We start from the raw sequence: 20,426 nt of genomic DNA, 5'->3' as shown, positions 1-20,426 counted from the left end.
TTTTTACGTTTTTTTATTGACCGCCTCTTTTGAATAAGTGCTATAATAAAGATAAGTCTTAGAAACACGAACAAAGGGGATGAAGAGTTGTGACAGAATTGATGTTAACCATTCCTGAGATTGTTCTGCGCTTGTCTCTTTCGATGATTATTGGTGGGACGATTGGTTTTGAACGACAATATAAAAATCGTCCGGCAGGTATGCGCACGCATATCCTCGTTTGTATGGGGGCAACAGTGATTGCGCTGATACAAGATGAAATTGCTCTTTCTGCATTGAGGGATGCGATGGCGTATCCGGAAATATCTGGTGTGATTCGTTCAGATCAAGCAAGGTTGATTGCTCAGGTCGTGAGTGGCATAGGGTTTCTAGGAGCAGGAACGATCATCGTTACCAAGCGTTCAGTCACAGGACTGACAACTGCAGCATCTTTATGGGCGGTTGCAGGACTTGGTATTGCGATTGGTATGGGGTATTATGCTATTGCACTAACAAGTTTTGTTGGTGTGTTTATCGCTCTGACTCTAATCAAAAGAATTATTCATGTACCGACAATAAAGAAATTAGAGATCCGTTATGTCCACAAGCAAGAGACAAAAGAATTTATCAATCAGTATTTTGAACAGCATAAAATTGAGATCGAGGATGTCAATTTTGATGTGGATATCACTGGTAGCACTAGAATTTATACAAATATCTATACAATCGAGCTTCCAAGAGGAATGACCTATGCCGAAGTGATTGAAGAACTATCGATCCATGAAAATATCACTAAACTACGTTTAGTCAGTATATAAGGAGGAGTTATGAATTTAGCGAACTTTAGAGAATTAGGTGGAATCAGAACAAACGATGGGAAAATAGTGAAGCATAACCGATTACTTCGTTCAGGAGAAGTCTATCAGCTGAATGAAAAAAGTCTGGATGCACTTCACACCCATGAACTGGTAAAAATTATTGATTTACGTGGTGAAAAGGAAATCAATACGCGTCCAGATGATCAGTTGGCAAATGTTGCCTACGAATGGATCGATATCATGAAGGAAGTTCATCATGATGCCAGTCTGGAGGATTTGTTTGATGTCTCAGATATCGGGGCCGTTGACCGCCATATGATGGAGATTTATGAAAACTTGATTCTTAATACAGGGGCACAACAAGGATATAGACAATATTTTCATGAGTTGCTTTCTACTGAAAAAGGAAGTGTCCTATTCCATTGCTTTGCAGGAAAAGATCGGACAGGGATTGCGGCAGCATTAACATTAGAGCTGTTAGAAGTATCAAAAGAAGCCATCTATAAGGACTATCTGGAAACAAATGTGCAACGTCAAAAACCAAATGAGTTATTTTTGGCAGAGGCTGCAGCTAACGGTATGAGTTCGGAACAGCTAGCTGGAATCAAGGTTGCGATGGAAGTAAAGAAAGATTACTTGGATTATGCGTATCAATTAGTTGATCAAAACTTTGGTGGTATTGAAAAATACACACAGGATGTTTTGAAGCTTAGTAAAGGCGATATCCAATTATTACGTCACATGTACGCTGAATAAATGAATGCGAGGGACAGGGCGAGTTTAACTATTTCGCTTCTGTTCTTTTTTGTACAGGCAGATAAGTGAAAAGCAAGCAATTATTTAGTGAAGACTATAATTTTTTTGTAAGCTCTGCTGAAAAATTGAAGACAGACGTATTTAATAACAGAATATAATGATAAAATGAAGCTATGTATGTCCTGCTACATTTTTCACCAAAAGTATATACTGATTGTTGCAGTGGTGGGAAATAATAGGATTGGTTCGTTTATTTAGTAAAATTTATATATTATGGTTGAGAAGGGTTTGGTTAAATGGGTTCTTTGTTTAAGCAGTCCAAGTTGTTGTTTTGGACAGTAGAAATAGTTTTAACGATTATTGGTATCTTCTTTTTAATGCAGATGCCAAATATTTTCGCACCGGTCATTGGCATGGTTTCAGCGTTGTTTCTGCCTTTACTTGTTGCTGGCTTCTTTTATTACATGTTTGATCCCATCGTTCTTTTTTTGGAGAAGCATAAGATTCCTCGACTAGTTGGATTTTTTATTACGCTGATTGTTTTGGTCATTTTGATTGCTTTAGTTGTGATGAATGTGGTTCCGCAGTTGGTGAATCAATTTCTTGAGTTGAGCGAGTCAATTCCGATGTATGCAGAAGGGATCAATAACTGGTTAGTTGATTTAAGTCAACGTGAGGAGCTGCGAAGCTTTAATCTTCAGGAAGAATTAGCACAGGCAAACATAACCATCAGTAATATTTTGAATGTTGCGATCGTTGGCGTGACGAATAGCCTGTCAACGATTGTTGGAGCTTTGATGAAATTCTTTGTTTTGTTGTTCACAGTTCCCTTCATCCTTTTCTTTATGTTTAAAGACGGGCATAAATTTCTTGATGCTGTATCTAAATTTTTCCCGAAGAGTATCCGTAAAGAATTGCGTGAAACGGTAAAGGAAATGAATCAGACATTATCCGCGTATATCAGCAGTACAATTTTGGATGCGTTGATCATCGGTATCATGAGCTTTATCGCTTTATCCTTGTTGAATCAGCCTTATAGTATGCTTTTAGCTGTTTTCTGTGGTGTGACCAATATTATTCCATATGTAGGGCCATTTATCGGGGCAGTACCGGTTATTCTAGTCGGGATATTTGTTTCTCCGTTACAGGCGCTATATGGAGCAATTGCGATACTTGTCATTCAGCAATTAGATGGGAATCTGATTAAGCCACTGTTAATGGGTAAGTCGTTAAGTGTTCATCCGTTAACGATCATTTTAGTGCTGATTGCAGCAGGTAGTATTGGTGGAATTATCGGTATGCTGATCTGTATTCCGGTATATGCAGTGATTAAAACATTAGTATTGAATGTACGTAAAATTTATCTGTTGAGAAAAGAAAGTTCGATAGAGATAGAGAAATAGAAAAAGCTCAGTATTCGGAGGATTTTCTCCCATACTGAGCTTTTCGATTTCATTAATCCAGTCCAATTAAATAGTCGTCATCTTTCATCGCTTCCACTTGTCCAAGCAGATACCCATTCCCTACTTGAGAGAAGAAATCATGGTTGCTTGTTCCTGTAGATAATCCGTTCATAACGATTGGATTGACGTCATTAGCAGTATCTCCAAACATAGGATCCATGCCGAGATTCATCAATGCTTTATTCGCATTGTAGCGTAAGAAGGTTTTAACTTCCTCTGTCCAACCAAGTTCATCATACAATTCCTCTGTATAACGCTCTTCATTTTCGTACAGCTCATAGAGAAGGTCATACATCCATGCTTTCATCGCTTCTTGTTCCTCTTCAGACAGCTCGTTGAAGCCCAACTGGAACTTGTAGCCGATATAGGTACCATGCACAGATTCATCACGTATGATCAGCTTGATTATTTCAGCTACATTTGCCAGCTTGTTGTTCCCTAAATAATAAAGCGGCGTATAAAAGCCGGAATAGAAAAGAAAAGTTTCTAAGAAGACACTGGCTACTTTTTTCTCTAAGGGTGTTCCATTTTTATAAATTTCATTGATTCTTTCTGCTTTTTTCTGCAGGTAAACATTTGTATTTGTCCATTCAAAAATATCTTCGATTTCCTTTTTTGTATTCAGTGTACTGAAAATAGAAGAATAGCTTTTTGCATGAACAGATTCCATGAATTGAATATTGTTTAGCACGGCTTCTTCATGGGGGGTACGCACGTCTTTTCTTAGTTGATCCATTCCACTTTCGGATTGGACCGTATCAAGTAATGTTAGGCCACCAAACACATAACCGACAGTTTGCTTTTCCATGTCAGAGAGTGTACGCCAGTCATCCAAGTCATTGGACAAAGGAATACGCGTATCTAACCAGAATTGTTCTGTCAGTTTTTCCCAAGTTGATTTATCGATGATATCTTCGATCTCGTTCCAGTTGATCGCTTCATAATAAGTTGCCATTTTATTTCTTCCTTTCTCTTCAGAGGTCCTGTGAGCAGTCAAAAGCGGAGCAGCCTATTTTGAGGAGCCCACTTTTAACCTATGGGTTGCTACATTTAGGGAGTAGATTGTATATAGCGAGCAATCCCTAAACGTTAAATCACACAGCTTTCACATTGATTGCTTCCGATTTCTTCGGAATCCTCTGTAAAGGTCCGTACGTAGTATATTGATTTGATCCCCTTGTGGAAAGCGTAATGACGCAGGATATTCAGATCTCTAGTTGTCTGTTTTGTGCCCTCTTTCCATTCATAAAGGCCTTCCGGTATTTCTGAACGCATGAACAATGTCAGGCTCATTCCTTGGTCCACATGCTGTTGGGCAGTCGCGTAAACATCAATGACTTTACGCATATCCATATCATAGGCAGAGGTGTAGTAAGGAATCGTGTCATTTGCCAGATAAGCTGCAGGGTAGTAAATTTTCCCAATTTTCTTTTCTTGGCGTTCTTCAATCATTCGCGTGATAGGGTGGATGCTGGCACTTGTATCATTGATATAAGAGATAGAGCCATTTGGTGCAACTGCTAAACGATTTTGATGATATAAACCGTCAGTCATAATAGCATCACGCAGCTGTTTCCAGTCCTCTGCTGTTGGAATAAAGATATCGCCAAACAATTCTTTTACTTTATCAAATTGAGGCGTAAAGCTTCCATCTGTATATTTATCAAAGTAAGTTCCATCTGCATAAGCAGATTTTTCAAAGTTATGGAATGATTTTTTATATTCTCTAGCAATGTTATTGCTTTCTACTAAGGTCCAGTAGTTCAACAACATGAAATAGATATTTGTGAAATCCAAGGATTCTTCAGAACCATACATCATATGATTTTTCGCAAAGAAGGTATGCAGACCCATAGCACCTAAACCAATCGTATGACTGAGCTTATTGCCGTTTTGAATCGTAGGAACCACATCAATTTCAGAAGAATCTGTAACAAATGTCAATGCACGCGTCATGGCACGAACAGATTTACCAAAGTCAGGACTTTCCATCAAGTTAACAATATTTGTTGAACCTAGATTACAACTGATATCTGTTCCAAGTACCTCGTATTCCTGTTTTCCATTGATAACAGAAGGTGTTTGTACTTGCAAGATTTCTGAACATAGGTTACTCATGATGATTTTTCCGTCAATTGGGTTTTGCTTGTTTGCTGTATCTATATTGACGATATAAGGATAGCCTGATTCTTGCTGCAATTTAGAAATTTCATTTTCCAAGTCACGCGCTTTGATTTTCTTTTTACGGATATTTGGATTAGCAACTAGGTTGTCATATTCTTCTGTAATATCGATATAAGAGAAAGGTACACCATATTCTTTTTCCACGCTATATGGACTGAATAGGTACATATCTTCATTTTTACGTGCTAGCTCATAAAATTTATCTGGAACAAGAACGCCTAATGATAGAGTTTTCACACGAATTTTTTCATCCGCATTTTCCTTCTTTGTTGATAAAAACATTTCGATATCTGGATGGAAAACATTCAAGTAAACCACGCCGGCTCCTTGACGTTGCCCAAGCTGGTTTGAATAACTAAAGCTATCTTCAAAAAGCTTCATAACAGGAACCACACCACTAGCTGCCCCTTCGTAGCCTTTGATTGGTGCGCCACCTTCACGCAAATTAGAAAGTGTGATACCCACACCGCCTCCAATTCGTGAAAGCTGCAATGCAGAGTTGATCGAACGACCAATACTGTTCATGTCATCTGTTACTTGGATCAAGAAACAGGAAACCAATTCACCACGACGTTGTCTACCCGCATTCAAGAAAGAAGGTGTTGCCGGTTGGTAGCGTTGGTGGATCATTTCATCAGCAAGTGTCAATGCCAATTCTTCGTTTCCATCTGCAAAATACAGTGCATTGAATGCCACACGATCTTCATAGGTTTCAAGGTATTCTGTTCCGGCATTATTTTTCAATGCATATTGAGAATAGAATTTATAGGTAGCCATGAAAGACTTAAATTGGAAATTTTGTTCATCAAGAAATTGATAAAGACGTTCAATAAATGCAATAGAATATTTTTGGATAAATGGCTTTTCGATGTACTCATTTTCAGTTAAAAAATGTATTTTTTCTGTAGCCGTTGCAAATTTCTTTGTATTAGGCAAAACATTCTCATTAAAAAAAGCCTTCAAGGCTTCTTGGTCCTTGTTCAGTGGAATCTGTCCATTGACCGGACGATTGATTTCATTATTCAATTTGAAATAACTGACATCTTTAATTTCTTTCAGACTCAAATTCACTCACTACTTTCTTAAAGGATTCAACATCTTCGGATGTACCGCTGAATTCAAAGGAGAACACAAGGGGTACATGGTAATCTCTGGCAATATCTTTCGCTGTATAGACAAACAGATCAGCAAAATTTCGGTTGCCGCCGCCTGCTACACCACGGAGGTACTCTTTATTATTTTTATGATCCAGAAAATCATTTACGACTTCTGTGATTTCAATATCATAGGTAGGAACAATCAAGAGGAACGGCTCATTTATCTCAAAAAAAGGATTCGCAGGCTCAATCTCATAAGCTGGCAAATCCAATTTTTTTATAAAGCGTCTTGTTTGTCCGGTTACACTAAAATAGACAATTTTCATCATTAGTTCGCCAATTGTTTTAATTGGTCAGGACGGAATCCTACAACTGTTGCTGCATCAGAAGTAATGACAGGCACGCTTTGGAAGCCTTGCTCTTTCAACCAGTCGATCATTTCAGGCTGACTATCGATATTTACTTCCTCATAAGGAATGTGATTTTCATTTAAAAAGCGCTTCGCCATGTTGCATTGGATACAATTATTTTTAGAAAAGATTTTTACGTTCATTGTTTTTTCCCCCTCGTTTAATCTACATTCACTAGTATAAATCTCTTTAAAAAAAAGTCAACACTTAAGCACTACATATTGTGGTCGCTTTTTGATGTAGATACTATGTTTTGTGTTTTTTTAATTTTTATGAAAACCAATGGCTACAAGAGTTTATGCAGGAAAGCATAAGATTTTTCGTTTATAAATAGAGAAAATAAAATTTTTTTGCAGAATTTTCCTAAGGGAAGAACACAAGATATAGGGGCTATTTTTGATTGAGACACAATTTTTAGAAAGAATGCTCCGTTTTCCTGTTTTTCAACCGAAAGAGCATTGACAACCCTTTATTCTAGGAGTATTCTTATTGATAATGATTCTCATTTTCGTTGATGAAAAGGTTGAAACTTTTTCACAAAATAGAAGTGGGAAAATGGACTGGAAAATTGAAACAAATAAGTATCACTATATATAGAAGAAACTGAGGAGGGATTCACTTGGTTTCGCTCAAAAAGAAGGAGGCTACTCATGATTGCTTTGACAGGCGCAGAGTTAAACAAGGTGTACACGGTAAAAATGTTGGATGTTTCAGAAGACATGAAGCGGCACTTGAATGATTTAGGTTTACTGGTTGGCACAAAGATAGCATTGGTGAGTTATGCTAAAGGAAACGGAATTGTTGTTTTACATAGCAGCAGATTGGCATTGGATAGTGCTATATTGAAGCGAATCATGGTCAGTGAGGAAATGGAGTCGGAAGAAAGTTGGTTGTCTTTAGACCTCTTAGAGGTTGGAGAACGAGCAAAGGTGATCAGTGTGTATGGTAAAGGAGCTGTCCGTCGTCGCCTGATGGACATGGGATTGACAAGAAATGCAGAGCTCTTGATTCGTAAACGTGCACCATTAGGCGATCCGATTGAGATCAATCTTAGAGGCTATGAATTGACCTTGAGAAAAAATGAAGCCGAACTGGTTCTGGTAAAGAAAGAGGGGTAAGGTATGGGGTGTAAAGTAGCATTAGCAGGAAATCCCAATAGTGGGAAGACGACGGCGTTCAATGGCCTGACCGGAGCTAGCCAATATGTAGGGAATTGGCCGGGGGTCACTGTTGAGCGTAAAGAAGGAAAATGGAAAAAGGATAAAGCCGTTTTGATTCAAGATTTGCCTGGTATCTATTCGCTGTCTCCTTATACACCGGAAGAAGTGATTGCCCGTGATTATTTGCTGGAAGAACAGCCGGACGTACTCATGAATGTGATTGATGCGACAAATCTCGAGAGAAACCTCTATCTGACGACACAGCTGATTGAATCAGGAATTCCAACTGTTTTATGTTTGAATATGATGGATATTGTTGAAAAGACGGGCAAGCAAATCAACTTTGAAAAACTGGCCTATAGTCTGGATACAGAAGTTATTGGTATCAGCGCGATAAAAAAGAGAAACCTGGATGAGGCAGTTGAAAAAGCGTTGCAGCTTAAGAAGAGTAAACAAGAAATTCACTATCCACAATATGACAAGCGGTTAGAAACAGCTTTGAATGAAATTAGTGAAGTTATTGGTTTTATTGTGCCAAAGAGTCAGGCCCGATTTTATAGCATCAAATTATTTGAAAGAGATATCCACATTACTGAAAAACTAGCGATAAGTACAGAGCAGAAAAAAGAAGTAGAAGAAATTATTCAAATTACTGAAAAGATCTTTGGCGATGACAGTGAGACAATTGTCATTAATGAGCGTTATGAATTCATTGCGCGCTTGATTGCATTGTGTGCTATAGAAAAAGATGAAATCACTTTGAAGTTCAGTGATAAAATTGATCAAATCGTAACGAATCGCTGGTTGGCTCTGCCAATTTTTGCAGTCATCATGTGGTTCATCTATTATCTTTCGATTCAAACCGTCGGGGTAATGATGACTGATTGGGTAAACGAGGAGCTATTCGGGGCGATCATTCCTTCAGCAGTTGGCTCATTACTTGAAAGTTGGCAAGTTGCTAGTTGGATGCAGAGCTTGATTTTAGATGGGATTATTGCAGGTGTTGGCGCTGTTTTGGGCTTCTTGCCACAGCTAGCTGTATTATTCCTATGTCTTGGTTTCTTAGAGGATTGCGGGTATATGGCGAGAATAGCCTTTGTCATGGATCGACTTTTCAGAAAATTTGGCTTGTCAGGTAAATCTTTTATTCCTATGTTGATTGCTACAGGCTGTGGCGTACCGGGAATTATGGCAAGTCGGACGATTGAAAATGAAAAAGACCGTCATATGACGATTATGGTTACAACATTTATGCCCTGCTCGGCAAAACTACCCATCATCGCATTGATTGCTGGTGCATTTTTTCCAAATAGCAGTTGGGTGTCACCGTCTGCCTATTTTCTGGGGATAGGCTCCATTGTTCTTTCTGGGATTGCTTTAAAGAAAACGAAGCTGTTTTCAGGTGATCCAGCGCCATTTATCATGGAACTACCAGCTTACCACATGCCCCACTTAAAAAATGTCCTACGTTATTCTTACGATAGAAGCAAAGCTTTTGCTAAAAAAGCTGGAACGATTATTTTTGTGTCGAGTATCATTATCTGGTTTACGTCAACCTACACACTTACATTACAGGAAGCCGATGGAGAAAATAGTATTCTTGCCGGTCTTGGTCGAATCATTGCACCGATTTTTGCTCCTTTGGGTTGGGGTAACTGGCGTGGCGCAGTGGCGACAATTACAGGTTTGGTTGCGAAAGAAAATGTGATTGGTACCTTTGGCATATTATTTGGGAATCTTGAAGAAGTTTCTGAAAATGGGCAAGAATATTGGACTTTACTTCAGACGGCCTTTACACCTGTCGCTGCCTATTCATTCTTGGCATTCAATCTATTATGCGCGCCTTGCTTTGCCGCGATTGGTGCGATTCGTCGAGAGCTACCAGATTTGAAATGGCTAGCTGGAGCAATTGGTTATCAGTGTGGGTTGGCTTATGTAGTCAGCTTCATCATTTATCAAATTGGTCATGTTGTATTTGAACAAGGGACATTTGGTGTAAATACAGCGATTGCCGTAGCGCTGATTGCAGGTATCATCTACATGCTCGTGCGAAAACCAAAAACTATAGATCAAGAACTGCCGATTCTTACAGCAGTAGAAAGAGGATAGATGAAATGGCAACAATTATTTTAAGTATGATTATTTTTGGCAGTGCCGGCTATGTCGTGTACGCTCGAATCAAAAAAGGGCAGAATTGCTCTGACTGTCATACAACCTGTCCGGTAAAGAAAGAACAGGAATCTTAAGAATCAAACAATAAAATGGCACTGTAGCCGCCAAAAGAAAGACAAGAGCGAGCAACAAGTCGATGCTTGATAATCCTTGTTGCCTCGCTTAAGATAGGACGAGTAGTAGGTAAAAGAGACAGAAAACATGAGAGGAATGTTGGATTGAAATTTATCTAATATTTCACTTGAATATGTAAGACTCTGGTGCTACAATAGTAAAGTATTGTTTGGGACGTTAGCTCAGTTGGTAGAGCAGCTGACTCTTAATCAGCGGGTCGCGGGTTCGAGCCCCTCACGTCCCATTGGGTGCCAAACCCACGAGAATGGTATTCTGTCGGCGTCTTCGGACGTTTCGAAGACGGAATGCGCATTCTCTTTTTTTTGTTTGGCAAATGTTCAATGACTAAAAATGCCTACTTATTTTATATGTTGGTTTATAGAAACTATTTCATAGTATGGGATTCAATTTATTCCTCCTATGTTACTTACGAGAGAGAATAAACACTTAGTTGCCCTATTCTAATGAAAATCGCTGAGAGATCTTTTTTTCTTTTGAAGGTATGATTACTGGTATTGTTCAATCGATTAGAACGAGTGATAAACTAGAAAAAAAAAGAGAGCTACTTCCTGTGTGTGCATCCAGTAGATGAAATAATTTTTTTGGTAAGTTCTGATTAGTACCACATATAAACTGCTACATTTCTCCTGGCATGGTAAAATAGAAGTACAAAGACAGGAGGGATTACTCATGGAAGAAACAATCTTTTTTAATCTAGGGAATGCAATTGCTGCAAGCAAAGACGAAAAGGAATTAATGAGAATGGCCCAAATCGAGTACGATAATCGAAAGCTGAAAGGGCAGCTGATTGTTGTGGAAGATCCAGAAAATGGAGAGCATTTGCTGTTCGATATTTCAGATGTCAAAGAAGGTTCTGATGATGGAACGGCATTTATTGTGAAAAAGGCTTTTGATGTAGGGGATTAAATATTAGTAAGCGAATAATCTATGAAGCATTAAAGAGTATTGTGATATAAAAAAGAGAGAAAAGTTGAGAAAATGACTTTTCTCTCTTTTAAATGAGTGGTATCTGCAGGCAAATGCTCTTTTGACTTTGCGGCTTTTTTTGACATATGGAATTTTTTAAGAGTTTTCCTGTGCTATCATTAAATAGAAGGAAATGCGGAAGCGAAAGATGCTTCTGTGATACTGGGAGGAAGTATGTGGATTATTTATGCAGCTCTTTCAGCGTTGTTTGCAGGGTTCACATCTATATTAGCAAAAGCTGGAATTAAAGAAACAAATTCAACATTAGCAACGGCACTTCGAACGATTGTTGTGCTGATTCTTTCATGGCTGATGGTTCTAATTGTTGAATCTCAGAGTACATTATCAGAACTATCTGTTCGCACATGGGCATTTCTAATCTTATCAGGAATCTCTACAGGGGCGTCATGGCTATGTTATTTTCGAGCGCTTCAGATAGGTGAAGTAAACAAGGTAGCTGTTATTGATAAATCGAGTATAGTGCTTACTTTAGTGTTCGCGTTCATTTTTTTAGGCGAGCAGTTGACTATAATGAAATCAACGGCGATTATTTTGATTGCTTGTGGAACCTTAATGATGGTGAAAAAGCAATCAGTTGAAAATAGTGTAAAAAATAAATCTTGGGTTCTTTATGCGGGCGTTTCAGCACTCTTTGCTAGTTTGACGACAGTGTTAGGAAAAATTGGAATTGACGGCGTAGAATCTAATTTGGGTACGGCAATACGAACAACGGTTGTTTTAATTATGGCTTGGTTAATGGTTTTCTTTACGAAAAAAAGTGTAAAAATGAAAAGGATTAACAAACGAGAACTCTTTTTCATCTTTTTATCAGGTTTGGCTACAGGAGCATCTTGGTTGTGCTATTATCGCGCATTACAGGATGGACAAACAAGCACGGTTGTTGCTATTGATAAATTAAGTATTGTGGTCACGGTATTTTTTGCGTACCTTATCTTTAGAGAAAAATTAACGATAAAGGCTATGCTGGGATTGATATTGATTGTTATTGGTACACTCTGTATGGTAGTTGGCTAGATAAAGAATCATAAAACAGAATACAATCGAAAAGCTTCATAGAATTTATACACAACGTATAAGTTCTGTGAAGCTTTTTTATTTTGGAAAAATTACATAGAAATGACTGAGAGAAAAAATGAAGAATAGCAAAATTTTAGTACTTTATTAACGAGAGGAGATTTTACTAAGAAACATTAGAAGTCAGTTTTATTTCCAATGGATTTGATAAGAAAAGACTGAAACGATTAAGCATGAGAAAAGAGGGGACCAGTGTGAACAATAGAAACAAGCTTTATCAGATTTTTTTCGGATTATTATTTTTGTTATTTGGTATGGGGGCAGGCGGAAGAGTAGTTGATGCAGCATCTATCTTAGATGCGCCTAATGTTTCGATTCCCAACAATTCGGAAGTCATCTCAAGCAAGTACAGCTTTATTGCGAAGTACACAAATGGAGTGACGAAGGTCAGCACTTTTGGAACAGGGTGGAGCAATACAAAAAACATATGGGGAGACGGAAAAGAGGAAGGTTATTTCTCTATGCGCCCAACTGCTGATCTAAAAGGAAAGAATGGGGTAATATACTCAAATGTCGGGAGCTATGATGGTAAAACAATTGATTTGAAGATCACTATCAAAGACTGGCATCAATTTTCAAAATATCAGGGGTATATCTCCTATTCCAAAGAGGATATCAGCCATTTTGCCCAAGGATACGAATTTGTTGATCAGTTATGGGAGTTCATTGACCATGCAACAGGTTTGCCGGTTAAAGTATCGGGATTTATGACAATCAATGATATTGATGCCGGACAAGGGGTACAATTTTCTAAAGAAACAACAAATGCTATTGATAAAATTTATGTTGCCGCTACTGATAATTGGATCAATTATGAAAACATCAATGGAGAGTATAAATTTTTTGACAGTACGGGCACCGGTGCTGAAAATGAAGACTTGTTTGCTACGTTTACATTTCTTTATAGTGAGCAGAATTCTTTTCGATTCAAATGGTGTGTGGACAAAACATTGTTAGGTTGGGATTATGAAACATTGAATTTTGAAAAAGATCATATAGGTGATACCGGATACCAAGGAGCGTACTTTGGCTATATTGCAAAAAAACCTTTGAAAACAGAAACATTATCACCTGTAAAAAAGAATAGTGATTCAGATGAAACGCTACTTGATAAGAATACGTTGATCGATCGTAATGAGACGCAAATTTATACAGTTGTTCATCAAGTACCAGATGAATATGAAGACTTCCATTATAAAAGCTATAAGTTCAAAGATATTTTAGACCCGATATTCGAGGTTCAAAAAGTTACTATCGAAGACGAAACGGGGAAGGACTGTAAGGAGTTATTTGATTTATCTATAGCCGACAATGTAGTAAGTTATACAGCTAAAGAAGCTACATTAAAAAGTGCAAATTTTTATAACCATTACTATACAACAGTGATTCATGCAAAAATTGGGAAGGATATAGTACTGTCATTTTCTGATGGTATGGTTCTATTGAATAATACAGCGCAGGTAACCATTGATGGAACTGCAAAAGAATCAAATACTACAGTAACAGAAATTCCTCAATCCAAGCTTCCGAAACCAATTAAGCGAGTTGTTGATGAAAATGGTAAGGATATCAATAAGAAAGAAGTTCTTCAAGGAGAGGTTCTGATATATGAAATTGATCAACCCGTAAATGAGTTAAATAAAGATACTACATCTAAATACACGGAATTTTCTTTTAATGATCCGTTGCCTTCACAAGTATCGTTTTTATCTGCGAAAATCTTAAAGGATGGTAAGGAAATCAAAGCAGAGAAAATCAGCTATGACAAAAACAGTCATACAGTCATTTTTACTGGGGACGCGGCATTTTTAAAAAATATGACGATGAAGAATGAAACCTATACTCTTCAAATCAAAACGAAAGTGAACCAAGAAATTGGCGATAAAGAGAGAATTGAAAATAGCGGCAGTACCTCAATTAACAAACAATCACAGAAAACCAACGAAGTAGAGAACACGACAAAATTACCTAAAGGATCGATCACGATCAATAAAGTAACAAAGCAACTGGTTGGTATCAAGGAAACAAAAGAAAAGTCGATTGAAGAAGACCCGCTGATTTGGGAAAAGCGGCCACAAGAAGGTGTTACTTATCAGGTAAATGCACATAAAGATATTATACTTCCAAACGGAGAAGTAATCGCGAAAACGGGACAGGACTATGGAAAGATTACGACGAATGAGAAAGGACAGGCAACTATAAAGAATCTTTATCCAGGAGAATATTCCTTTGTGGAAGTTGCTGCACCAGCTGGTATTCAGCTAGATATGGAGCCGATTATCGTTGCCTTGAAAGCTAATAGCAGCACTGAGTTAAAAGCCACTGCGAATCAAGAAAATGAACTACAAGAAGTGGAAATTATTATCAATAAAGTGTTTGAACAGGAAAATGAATTGTTTGAGGCGTCAGATGGTGCTACTTTTGGTCTGTATCATGCAAAGGATTATAAGGTGGAAGATCTGATAATCAAGGCAGATACATTAGTATCTACAATCGAAATAAAAAAGGGCATCGGAGCATACAAAGGTATTCTAATTTCAGGACAGCAATACTATGTCCAGGAAATCTCTACTAAAGCCGGATACCAACTCAACACAGAGCAGTTTCCGTTTATTTATAATCCAGTTACGAATGAACCTGTGCATGAAATTCAATTATTTGAAAATGGTTTTACAGAAAACAAGTCGAATAAGAGCTACCTATCAAAAGAAGCTGAACCTGAAGTATTACCTGAATCTACAGAAATGTTACCGATAAAGAATAGAAAAATTACCGAAAATAGTATTGTAAAGTCAATCGTTAAAGAGGATGGTAAGGAAGTCGAGCACTATGATCTTTTGAAAGCAGAGGAAAACATTGTATTCAAAGGACTTGCTTATGTTGGCGACAATGAGAAAAAAAGCCCGTTGCAAATCACTGATCGCTTACCAACAGGATTTACTTATGTCAGCTCAAATGTCTACGATGAAGAAGGGCGAGATATCACAAAGCATAGTTCTGTTTCTGTTAACGGTCAGCAAATTGATTTAACTATACACACTGAATATGCTGAAAAAATTGAACGAAGCACATTATGTTGGATGATTACGACTACCTATAAATATGCTGCTGACCACCAAGGCCAGACATTTAAAAATCAACTGCAATTACTTGTTAATGGGAAAGAAACACCTTCTAATATCGTTACCTTAAAACCACTAAGTATGGGAGAAAAACCATTTGGTAGGCTTCCGGAAACAGGAGAGATTTTAAGGCTAAGCAGTCTTTTAGGAATAGCCTTAGTACTGTTTGTCATTGCCTATAAGTATACGAAGAAAGAGAGGATATAAAGCTGTGGCTAGAGTACAGCTCATTCATGGTCCAAAAACTCCGGAAAGTGAGGAATAAAATTGACGGTACAATTGTTGCTGATAGGAGGCTTGTTTGTTCTGTTTATTGGATACATGGGTACAATTTTTACCTTGAAACGATCAAAGAGTCGACTGATTGGAAAAGAAAGTGCAACTATGCCAGAAACAGATAAATATAGCGAGACTGCCATACATGAATGGACAGATGAGTTGTTTTTGGAAAAGGGAGATCGAACAAATTGGTATAAACTGACAATTTATTTTGAAAATGACACACCAAAGGAATATGATTTTTACTCTTATGATGATAGTTTGACGAAAGAGTTTATTTTGAACGATCGCTTTTATGTGAATGACCACGAGCTTTTGATCATGGATGAAGCAGGGGAGCATTATATAAACCGTAGAAACATCAACCAAATTGATTTTCTTCAAAGAAAGCTGTTTGTTGATTCTTCTGTAAGTGAGAGCCAAACGAAAGAGCCTGAGCAGTCAACAGACTTTTTTGAAATAGAAGAGATACATGATTTTGAACAACAGATACCTGTGAGCCATGTTGCTGAAACAAGAGTTGAACTTGAAGAAGCGTTGTCAGAAGAGAAGCCAAAAAAGAAAATATTTTCGAAAGTAAAAAAAATCAAAAGACCGACCGTTAAGAAGATGAAGAGTAAGACGTTTAATCAGTTGTTTCTCATTGCAATAGTTTTTGTTTTGGCAAGTGGCATGATTGCCTTAATTCGAACAATTATGTTCGATGGTAGAATCAATCAACTAGAGAGTGGTCAAAAAGAAATGATGGCATCGGATTCAAGAATGGAAAAGACTACTGTTGCTCAATATCCGTATGAGATGAACCTCTTTATGCAAACATTCATTGAATACTATATACCTCTGTCTAATGATAGTTCATCAATGGATGAGCGCGTTGAAACGTTGAATACATTCTTTTCGGAAGAAGTATCTTTAGATCGAGAAATCTCAATGGTCAAGCGGACACTTATTTCTAGTGAGCTTGCAAATGTGGTACACAAAGATGTGTATTCGACTGCATATTATAAGGTGATCTATTCATTGGAAATACCGGTAGAGCAAACCAGAGAGCAAGAGGGAACAGGTGTTGTTGAAACCTTTGTAGAATATCAAAAAAAGCAATATACTTCATTTCTGTCAATTGACTTCATCCAGCAGGATAGAAGCTTCTCCATTATTTCATATCCCTATTTCAGTGAACAGCTGGTTAGTCATCTTGAAGATGCCGGTGTTCGAAAAAAAGAAGACGCGAACTTGGCTGTCGATGGAGAAAAGCTAGAGGAAGTAAAACGATTTCTTACAATCTTTTTTGAAAAATATGCTAGTGGAAGCAAAGAAGAGCTATCTTACTTGATGGATGAGGTTGAGGCGATGGGAGGTAACTATCAATTGGTTGAGATCGAATCAGTCGAGGCATATTTTCGAGAAAACTCAATTATTGTTTATACCCAAGTTCAATTTAATGAGAAGGATTCAGGGCTACTTCATAAAGAAGCATTTTCAATAATGCTGGTAGAAGAAACAAATCAATTTCGAGCACATAAATTGGTGCACAATTTAGGAGGTCTTTAGAAAATGAACAATAACCTGCAGAGTATTGGAGAAAAGCTAATACTAGGTGCACTACCAAGCTTGTCTGGATTGAGCAATTACTTTACAACAGAGGTCCAAATTGGAATCGGTCTAGTGACATTAGTCTTATGTATCATCCTAGCAGCAAAACAGCAGATAGGTCCATTGATTGGGGTCATTGTTGTTGCGGCATTCATCTTTTTTATGGCGAATGATCCAGCTGCGATCTTTAATGGAATCGGCGAATTATTCAAGAAAATATTCGGAGGATGATGGCGAGAAGGATGCAAAAAAAAGGATTGTACAATTATAAAAAAGCATTATTACTACCATTTATGATTCAGAAGCTTTGGCGTGGTTTTACATTAGAAAATCCAATTGAGTTAACAAAAATCATAGTATTTGGTGGAACGCTCGTACTTTTGTTTACTGTTTTTCGTCCGCTTATGTGGTTGTTAGGTCTGGTAAAGGGATTAAGTTTCGCTGGATATTTGTTGATTCCGATTGGCGCGGTGATGCTTTGGGAGCAAGTAGAACCTGATGGCTTGAAGATACCTGTATATGTTATCGATTATCTTTTTTATATGATCAACTTCAAAATCAGAAAAAGAGTCATCAATCAAAATGAGACCGTCAGAAATGTTGAAGAGCTGGTCGTTTTTGAAAAAATCCAGATAGGAACGACCTTAAATTTTTCTAAATTGGAGGATCAAGGAGTGCAGAAATGAAATTACGATTTCCATTAAAAAATATTAGGAATAATATGATGTATACAGACAAGAATGAAGTATGGGCATATTATCGAATACGTTCAATCAGTGTCCCCCCAACCTCAGATCGAAAAAAGGAAGAGCTAAAGCTGAAATTTCAACATTTGCTCACTGAATTGCAGGAATACCTGAATATTGATATTTTGATGATTCCGAAAGAAATGAGTTTGAAGGAACGTTTTGAAGAACTGTCTAAATCTTTTAGTAGTGAATGTATGGAGACTGCGAATCATTATGCTGAAAAGACTGTCAATATTCTTCAAGCAGAAATGGGCATGATTTATACTTATGAATGGATTATAGGCATCCCTCTAAAATCTCAGTTTGAGGTAGAATCAATTCGTGAAGGAATCAAGCAATCATATAGAAGTGTACAGCAAAATATCATGAGCAGAATTGGTTATCAATTGGATGATAGCGAGGAAGTGTTTGACTCAGTAAAAGAGGTACAAAAACTTGTATTAGGAAAGATGAGTTTGTTTCAAGGAGAAGGGCTGTCAGAAAATGAAATGTATTATTTGAACCGTCTAAATTTTATTCGAAACATGCCCTGTACGTCAAATGAAGTAAAAACTGTCACTTTTGAAAACATGACAGACAGTATAATTGATCCCAGTTCAAAAGCCGGGATGCTAACTTTACGAAGTATAGAAGGGGAAAGTACAATCGCTTTTCTACCAATTGCAGATACTCCTCTGGATGTAACCGGCCTACACATTGCAGAAGCTATTCAAACCCTACCATTTCCTGTGGAACTGAGATACAAGCTGAGATTTCAACGTCTAAAAGGCAGTTTCGGGATGGAGGGAAAAGCTCGACGTTCTGCATTAAGACTGAAAAACGTCGTAAAAGAAACAAGAGCAATCGGCAATTCAGAAGGAAGTGAAATCGCTCAAAGTCGGATAGTTATAGAGGATTTAAAGGAACAAGTCAATAGAGAGCATGCGATTACCAATTGGTTAGGCAGCATCGTTGTTTATGCTGATAATGAAAAACAGTGTAGGCAGAGAATTCACACAGTGCTCTCTCTTTTTAAAACAAAAAAAGTAAATCTGTCTTTGGCACATTCTCAGCAAGTGTATCTATTTTATAAAAATCTTCCAGGGGTCTGCTTAGAGACAAACGATACAAAATGGGTACAGACAACAACGATAGAAGGATTTTGTGAAAATTTTTTAGCAGTTGATCAACGAATAGGTTTCCATACAGGATGGTATATAGGACGTGTAGATCCACATGTGTCCGGAGCTAAAAGCTTAGAAAGTGCTATTTATTCCAGTCATAACATTGTTCTTTCCAATCCATTTACAGCGAACAAATGGAATGAAGGGATGGGCACAGCTAGCCCACATATTGCTGTGACAGGTGAAACCGGCATGGGCAAAACATATCTTGTAAGTCTATTGTTCACATTTATTGCCATGCTGAATGTAAAAGGATTGTTTATTGATCCAAAAACTGAAAAAATCAAACAATATAAAAAGTTTCTTGCTGATAGTGAAAATAAAGAACGCTACCCATATTATTATGACCTTATCTCACAATTCCATTTAATCACATTCGATCCGGAAAACTCTGATAATTGGGGTGTGCTTGATCCAATTACTTTTTTATCTGGAGCGGATGCGAAGGATACTGCTGAAGCGATGATCCATCAAATCATCAATATTGATGATACGCGTTTAGGACAGTCAGAAGTATCAAAGGCGATTAGGGAAGTTATCGAACGCAAAGAAAATGGAGAGAAGGTAGGGATGCTCCAAGTGATCAAACTGCTAAAGAAACATAAGGAAAAAGCAGTCAGTGAGATTGGAGATCTTTTAGATGAAAAGATAAAGGGAAGTGTTCTTCGACTTGGATTCAGTGATGGCAGGAATCAAGGATTAAACTTTAATAAGAGAATCACAGTAATAGGCGTTCTCGGGTTGTCGATTCCAAAGGAAAGTGATGATCCGAACTACTATACACAAAGCGAGAAGAAAAGCTTGGCTTTAATGATTCCTCTGGGAAAATTCTGTGAGAAGTTCGGGTCGCTGGACGATGAACAGGAGACGGTCGAAGTTTTTGAGGAAGCTTGGATCTTTAATACTTCGTCTGTTGGAAAGAAAATATTGAATGCAATCAAAAGAGTAGGTCGTAGTCAAAATAATATGCTGATTTATTCAACTCAATCGGTGTCAGATGTAGCAGCGGAAGATGACCATGGGAATTTTGGAACAATTTTTGCCTTTAATGAGCCGACAGAAGAAGACAAGATTTTGAAGCATGTTGGTGTTGATGTTATTGGAAAAAATCGAGAATGGCTTTCTGGAATGAAAAAAGGTCAGTGTCTCATGCTTGATCCTTATAAAAACGTGCAAAAGATAAGTATTCACTGTCTCTTTCCTGAAATCAGCAAGACATTTGATACGGTGAAAGAAACTAGTAGTAGCAAAGCTGAGTCAATGTTCATTTAAGGAGGGAATAGTA

17 protein-coding genes, 1 tRNA gene and 1 pseudogene are annotated in these 20,426 nt (G+C 37.6%); 15 read left to right on the top strand and 4 right to left on the bottom strand.

The features are described 5' to 3' along the window. The first annotated feature begins 101 nt into the window (after positions 1–101). The 3 genes from A5888_RS10125 (at position 102) to A5888_RS10115 (ending at position 2,956) form a co-directional block, all read left to right on the top strand. Positions 102–797, top strand: coding sequence for an MgtC/SapB family protein (locus A5888_RS10125; protein ID WP_086349878.1), 696 nt, complete (start codon positions 102–104; stop codon positions 795–797). 9 nt (positions 798–806) lie between these two features. Continuing rightward, positions 807–1,553, top strand: a complete 747-nt coding sequence (locus A5888_RS10120; protein ID WP_086349823.1) for a tyrosine-protein phosphatase — start codon at positions 807–809, stop codon at positions 1,551–1,553. Between the two features lie 296 nt (positions 1,554–1,849). Further along, a complete protein-coding gene (locus A5888_RS10115; RefSeq protein WP_086349824.1) occupies positions 1,850–2,956 on the top strand; it encodes an AI-2E family transporter in 1,107 nt (368 codons plus the stop codon). 52 nt (positions 2,957–3,008) lie between these two features. On the opposite strand, the gene nrdF is transcribed toward A5888_RS10115, so the two are convergent. From nrdF to nrdH, 4 genes are all read right to left on the bottom strand, one after another. Next, entirely contained in the window at positions 3,009–3,971 is a 963-nt protein-coding gene (gene nrdF / locus A5888_RS10110) for a class 1b ribonucleoside-diphosphate reductase subunit beta (RefSeq protein WP_086349825.1), read from the bottom strand. A gap of 134 nt (positions 3,972–4,105) precedes the next feature. After that, complete coding sequence (gene nrdE / locus A5888_RS10105; protein WP_086349879.1) at positions 4,106–6,265, bottom strand: class 1b ribonucleoside-diphosphate reductase subunit alpha; 2,160 nt, start codon at positions 6,263–6,265, stop codon at positions 4,106–4,108. After that, positions 6,246–6,623 carry a class Ib ribonucleoside-diphosphate reductase assembly flavoprotein NrdI gene (nrdI, locus tag A5888_RS10100; RefSeq protein ID WP_086349826.1) on the bottom strand — a complete coding sequence of 126 codons (378 nt, stop codon included), beginning with the start codon at positions 6,621–6,623 and terminating at the stop codon, positions 6,246–6,248. Before nrdI ends, nrdE begins: the two co-directional genes overlap by 20 nt. Positions 6,624–6,625: 2 nt before the next feature. Continuing rightward, a complete protein-coding gene (gene nrdH / locus A5888_RS10095) occupies positions 6,626–6,850 on the bottom strand; it encodes a glutaredoxin-like protein NrdH (protein ID WP_086349827.1) in 225 nt (74 codons plus the stop codon). Positions 6,851–7,357: 507 nt separating this feature from the next. Here nrdH and A5888_RS10090 point away from each other — a divergent pair. From A5888_RS10090 to A5888_RS10035, 12 genes and pseudogenes are all read left to right on the top strand, one after another. Beyond that, positions 7,358–7,825, top strand: coding sequence for a FeoA family protein (locus tag A5888_RS10090; protein ID WP_086349828.1), 468 nt, complete (start codon positions 7,358–7,360; stop codon positions 7,823–7,825). A gap of 3 nt (positions 7,826–7,828) precedes the next feature. Next, positions 7,829–9,976: a ferrous iron transport protein B gene (gene feoB / locus A5888_RS10085; protein WP_086349829.1), complete on the top strand. Its 2,148-nt coding sequence runs from the start codon at positions 7,829–7,831 to the stop codon at positions 9,974–9,976. Positions 9,977–9,981: 5 nt separating this feature from the next. Next, entirely contained in the window at positions 9,982–10,113 is a 132-nt protein-coding gene (locus A5888_RS10080; protein ID WP_086349830.1) for a FeoB-associated Cys-rich membrane protein, read from the top strand. Positions 10,114–10,324: 211 nt separating this feature from the next. Beyond that, positions 10,325–10,397: transfer RNA gene (locus A5888_RS10075), tRNA-Lys, on the top strand. Between the two features lie 446 nt (positions 10,398–10,843). After that, positions 10,844–11,080 carry a hypothetical protein gene (locus tag A5888_RS10070; protein ID WP_086349831.1) on the top strand — a complete coding sequence of 79 codons (237 nt, stop codon included), beginning with the start codon at positions 10,844–10,846 and terminating at the stop codon, positions 11,078–11,080. 234 nt (positions 11,081–11,314) lie between these two features. Beyond that, a pseudogene (locus A5888_RS10065) lies at positions 11,315–11,662 on the top strand (EamA family transporter); the annotation flags it as partial. Positions 11,663–11,716: 54 nt separating this feature from the next. Then, positions 11,717–12,175, top strand: a complete 459-nt coding sequence (locus A5888_RS10060; RefSeq protein ID WP_249274507.1) for an EamA family transporter — start codon at positions 11,717–11,719, stop codon at positions 12,173–12,175. A 254-nt stretch (positions 12,176–12,429) separates the two neighbouring features. Beyond that, positions 12,430–15,564, top strand: coding sequence for an isopeptide-forming domain-containing fimbrial protein (locus tag A5888_RS10055; protein WP_170924817.1), 3,135 nt, complete (start codon positions 12,430–12,432; stop codon positions 15,562–15,564). 60 nt (positions 15,565–15,624) lie between these two features. Continuing rightward, positions 15,625–17,187: a conjugal transfer protein gene (locus A5888_RS10050; protein ID WP_139843877.1), complete on the top strand. Its 1,563-nt coding sequence runs from the start codon at positions 15,625–15,627 to the stop codon at positions 17,185–17,187. A 3-nt stretch (positions 17,188–17,190) separates the two neighbouring features. Further along, positions 17,191–17,460: a TcpD family membrane protein gene (locus tag A5888_RS10045; protein WP_086349835.1), complete on the top strand. Its 270-nt coding sequence runs from the start codon at positions 17,191–17,193 to the stop codon at positions 17,458–17,460. An 11-nt stretch (positions 17,461–17,471) separates the two neighbouring features. Next, positions 17,472–17,915 (top strand): TcpE family conjugal transfer membrane protein, encoded by a 444-nt coding sequence (locus A5888_RS10040; RefSeq protein WP_170924818.1) that lies wholly within the window; start codon positions 17,472–17,474, stop codon positions 17,913–17,915. Further along, on the top strand, positions 17,912–20,413 hold the full coding sequence (locus tag A5888_RS10035) for an ATP-binding protein (RefSeq protein ID WP_086349837.1): 2,502 nt from the start codon (positions 17,912–17,914) through the stop codon (positions 20,411–20,413). Before A5888_RS10040 ends, A5888_RS10035 begins: the two co-directional genes overlap by 4 nt. Positions 20,414–20,426 lie beyond the last annotated feature (13 nt).

This window comes from Enterococcus sp. 9E7_DIV0242 (assembly GCF_002140975.2).
GTDB classification, from domain to species: domain Bacteria; phylum Bacillota; class Bacilli; order Lactobacillales; family Enterococcaceae; genus Enterococcus_L; species Enterococcus_L clewellii.
This window is presented reverse-complemented; position numbering and strand designations above follow the sequence as displayed.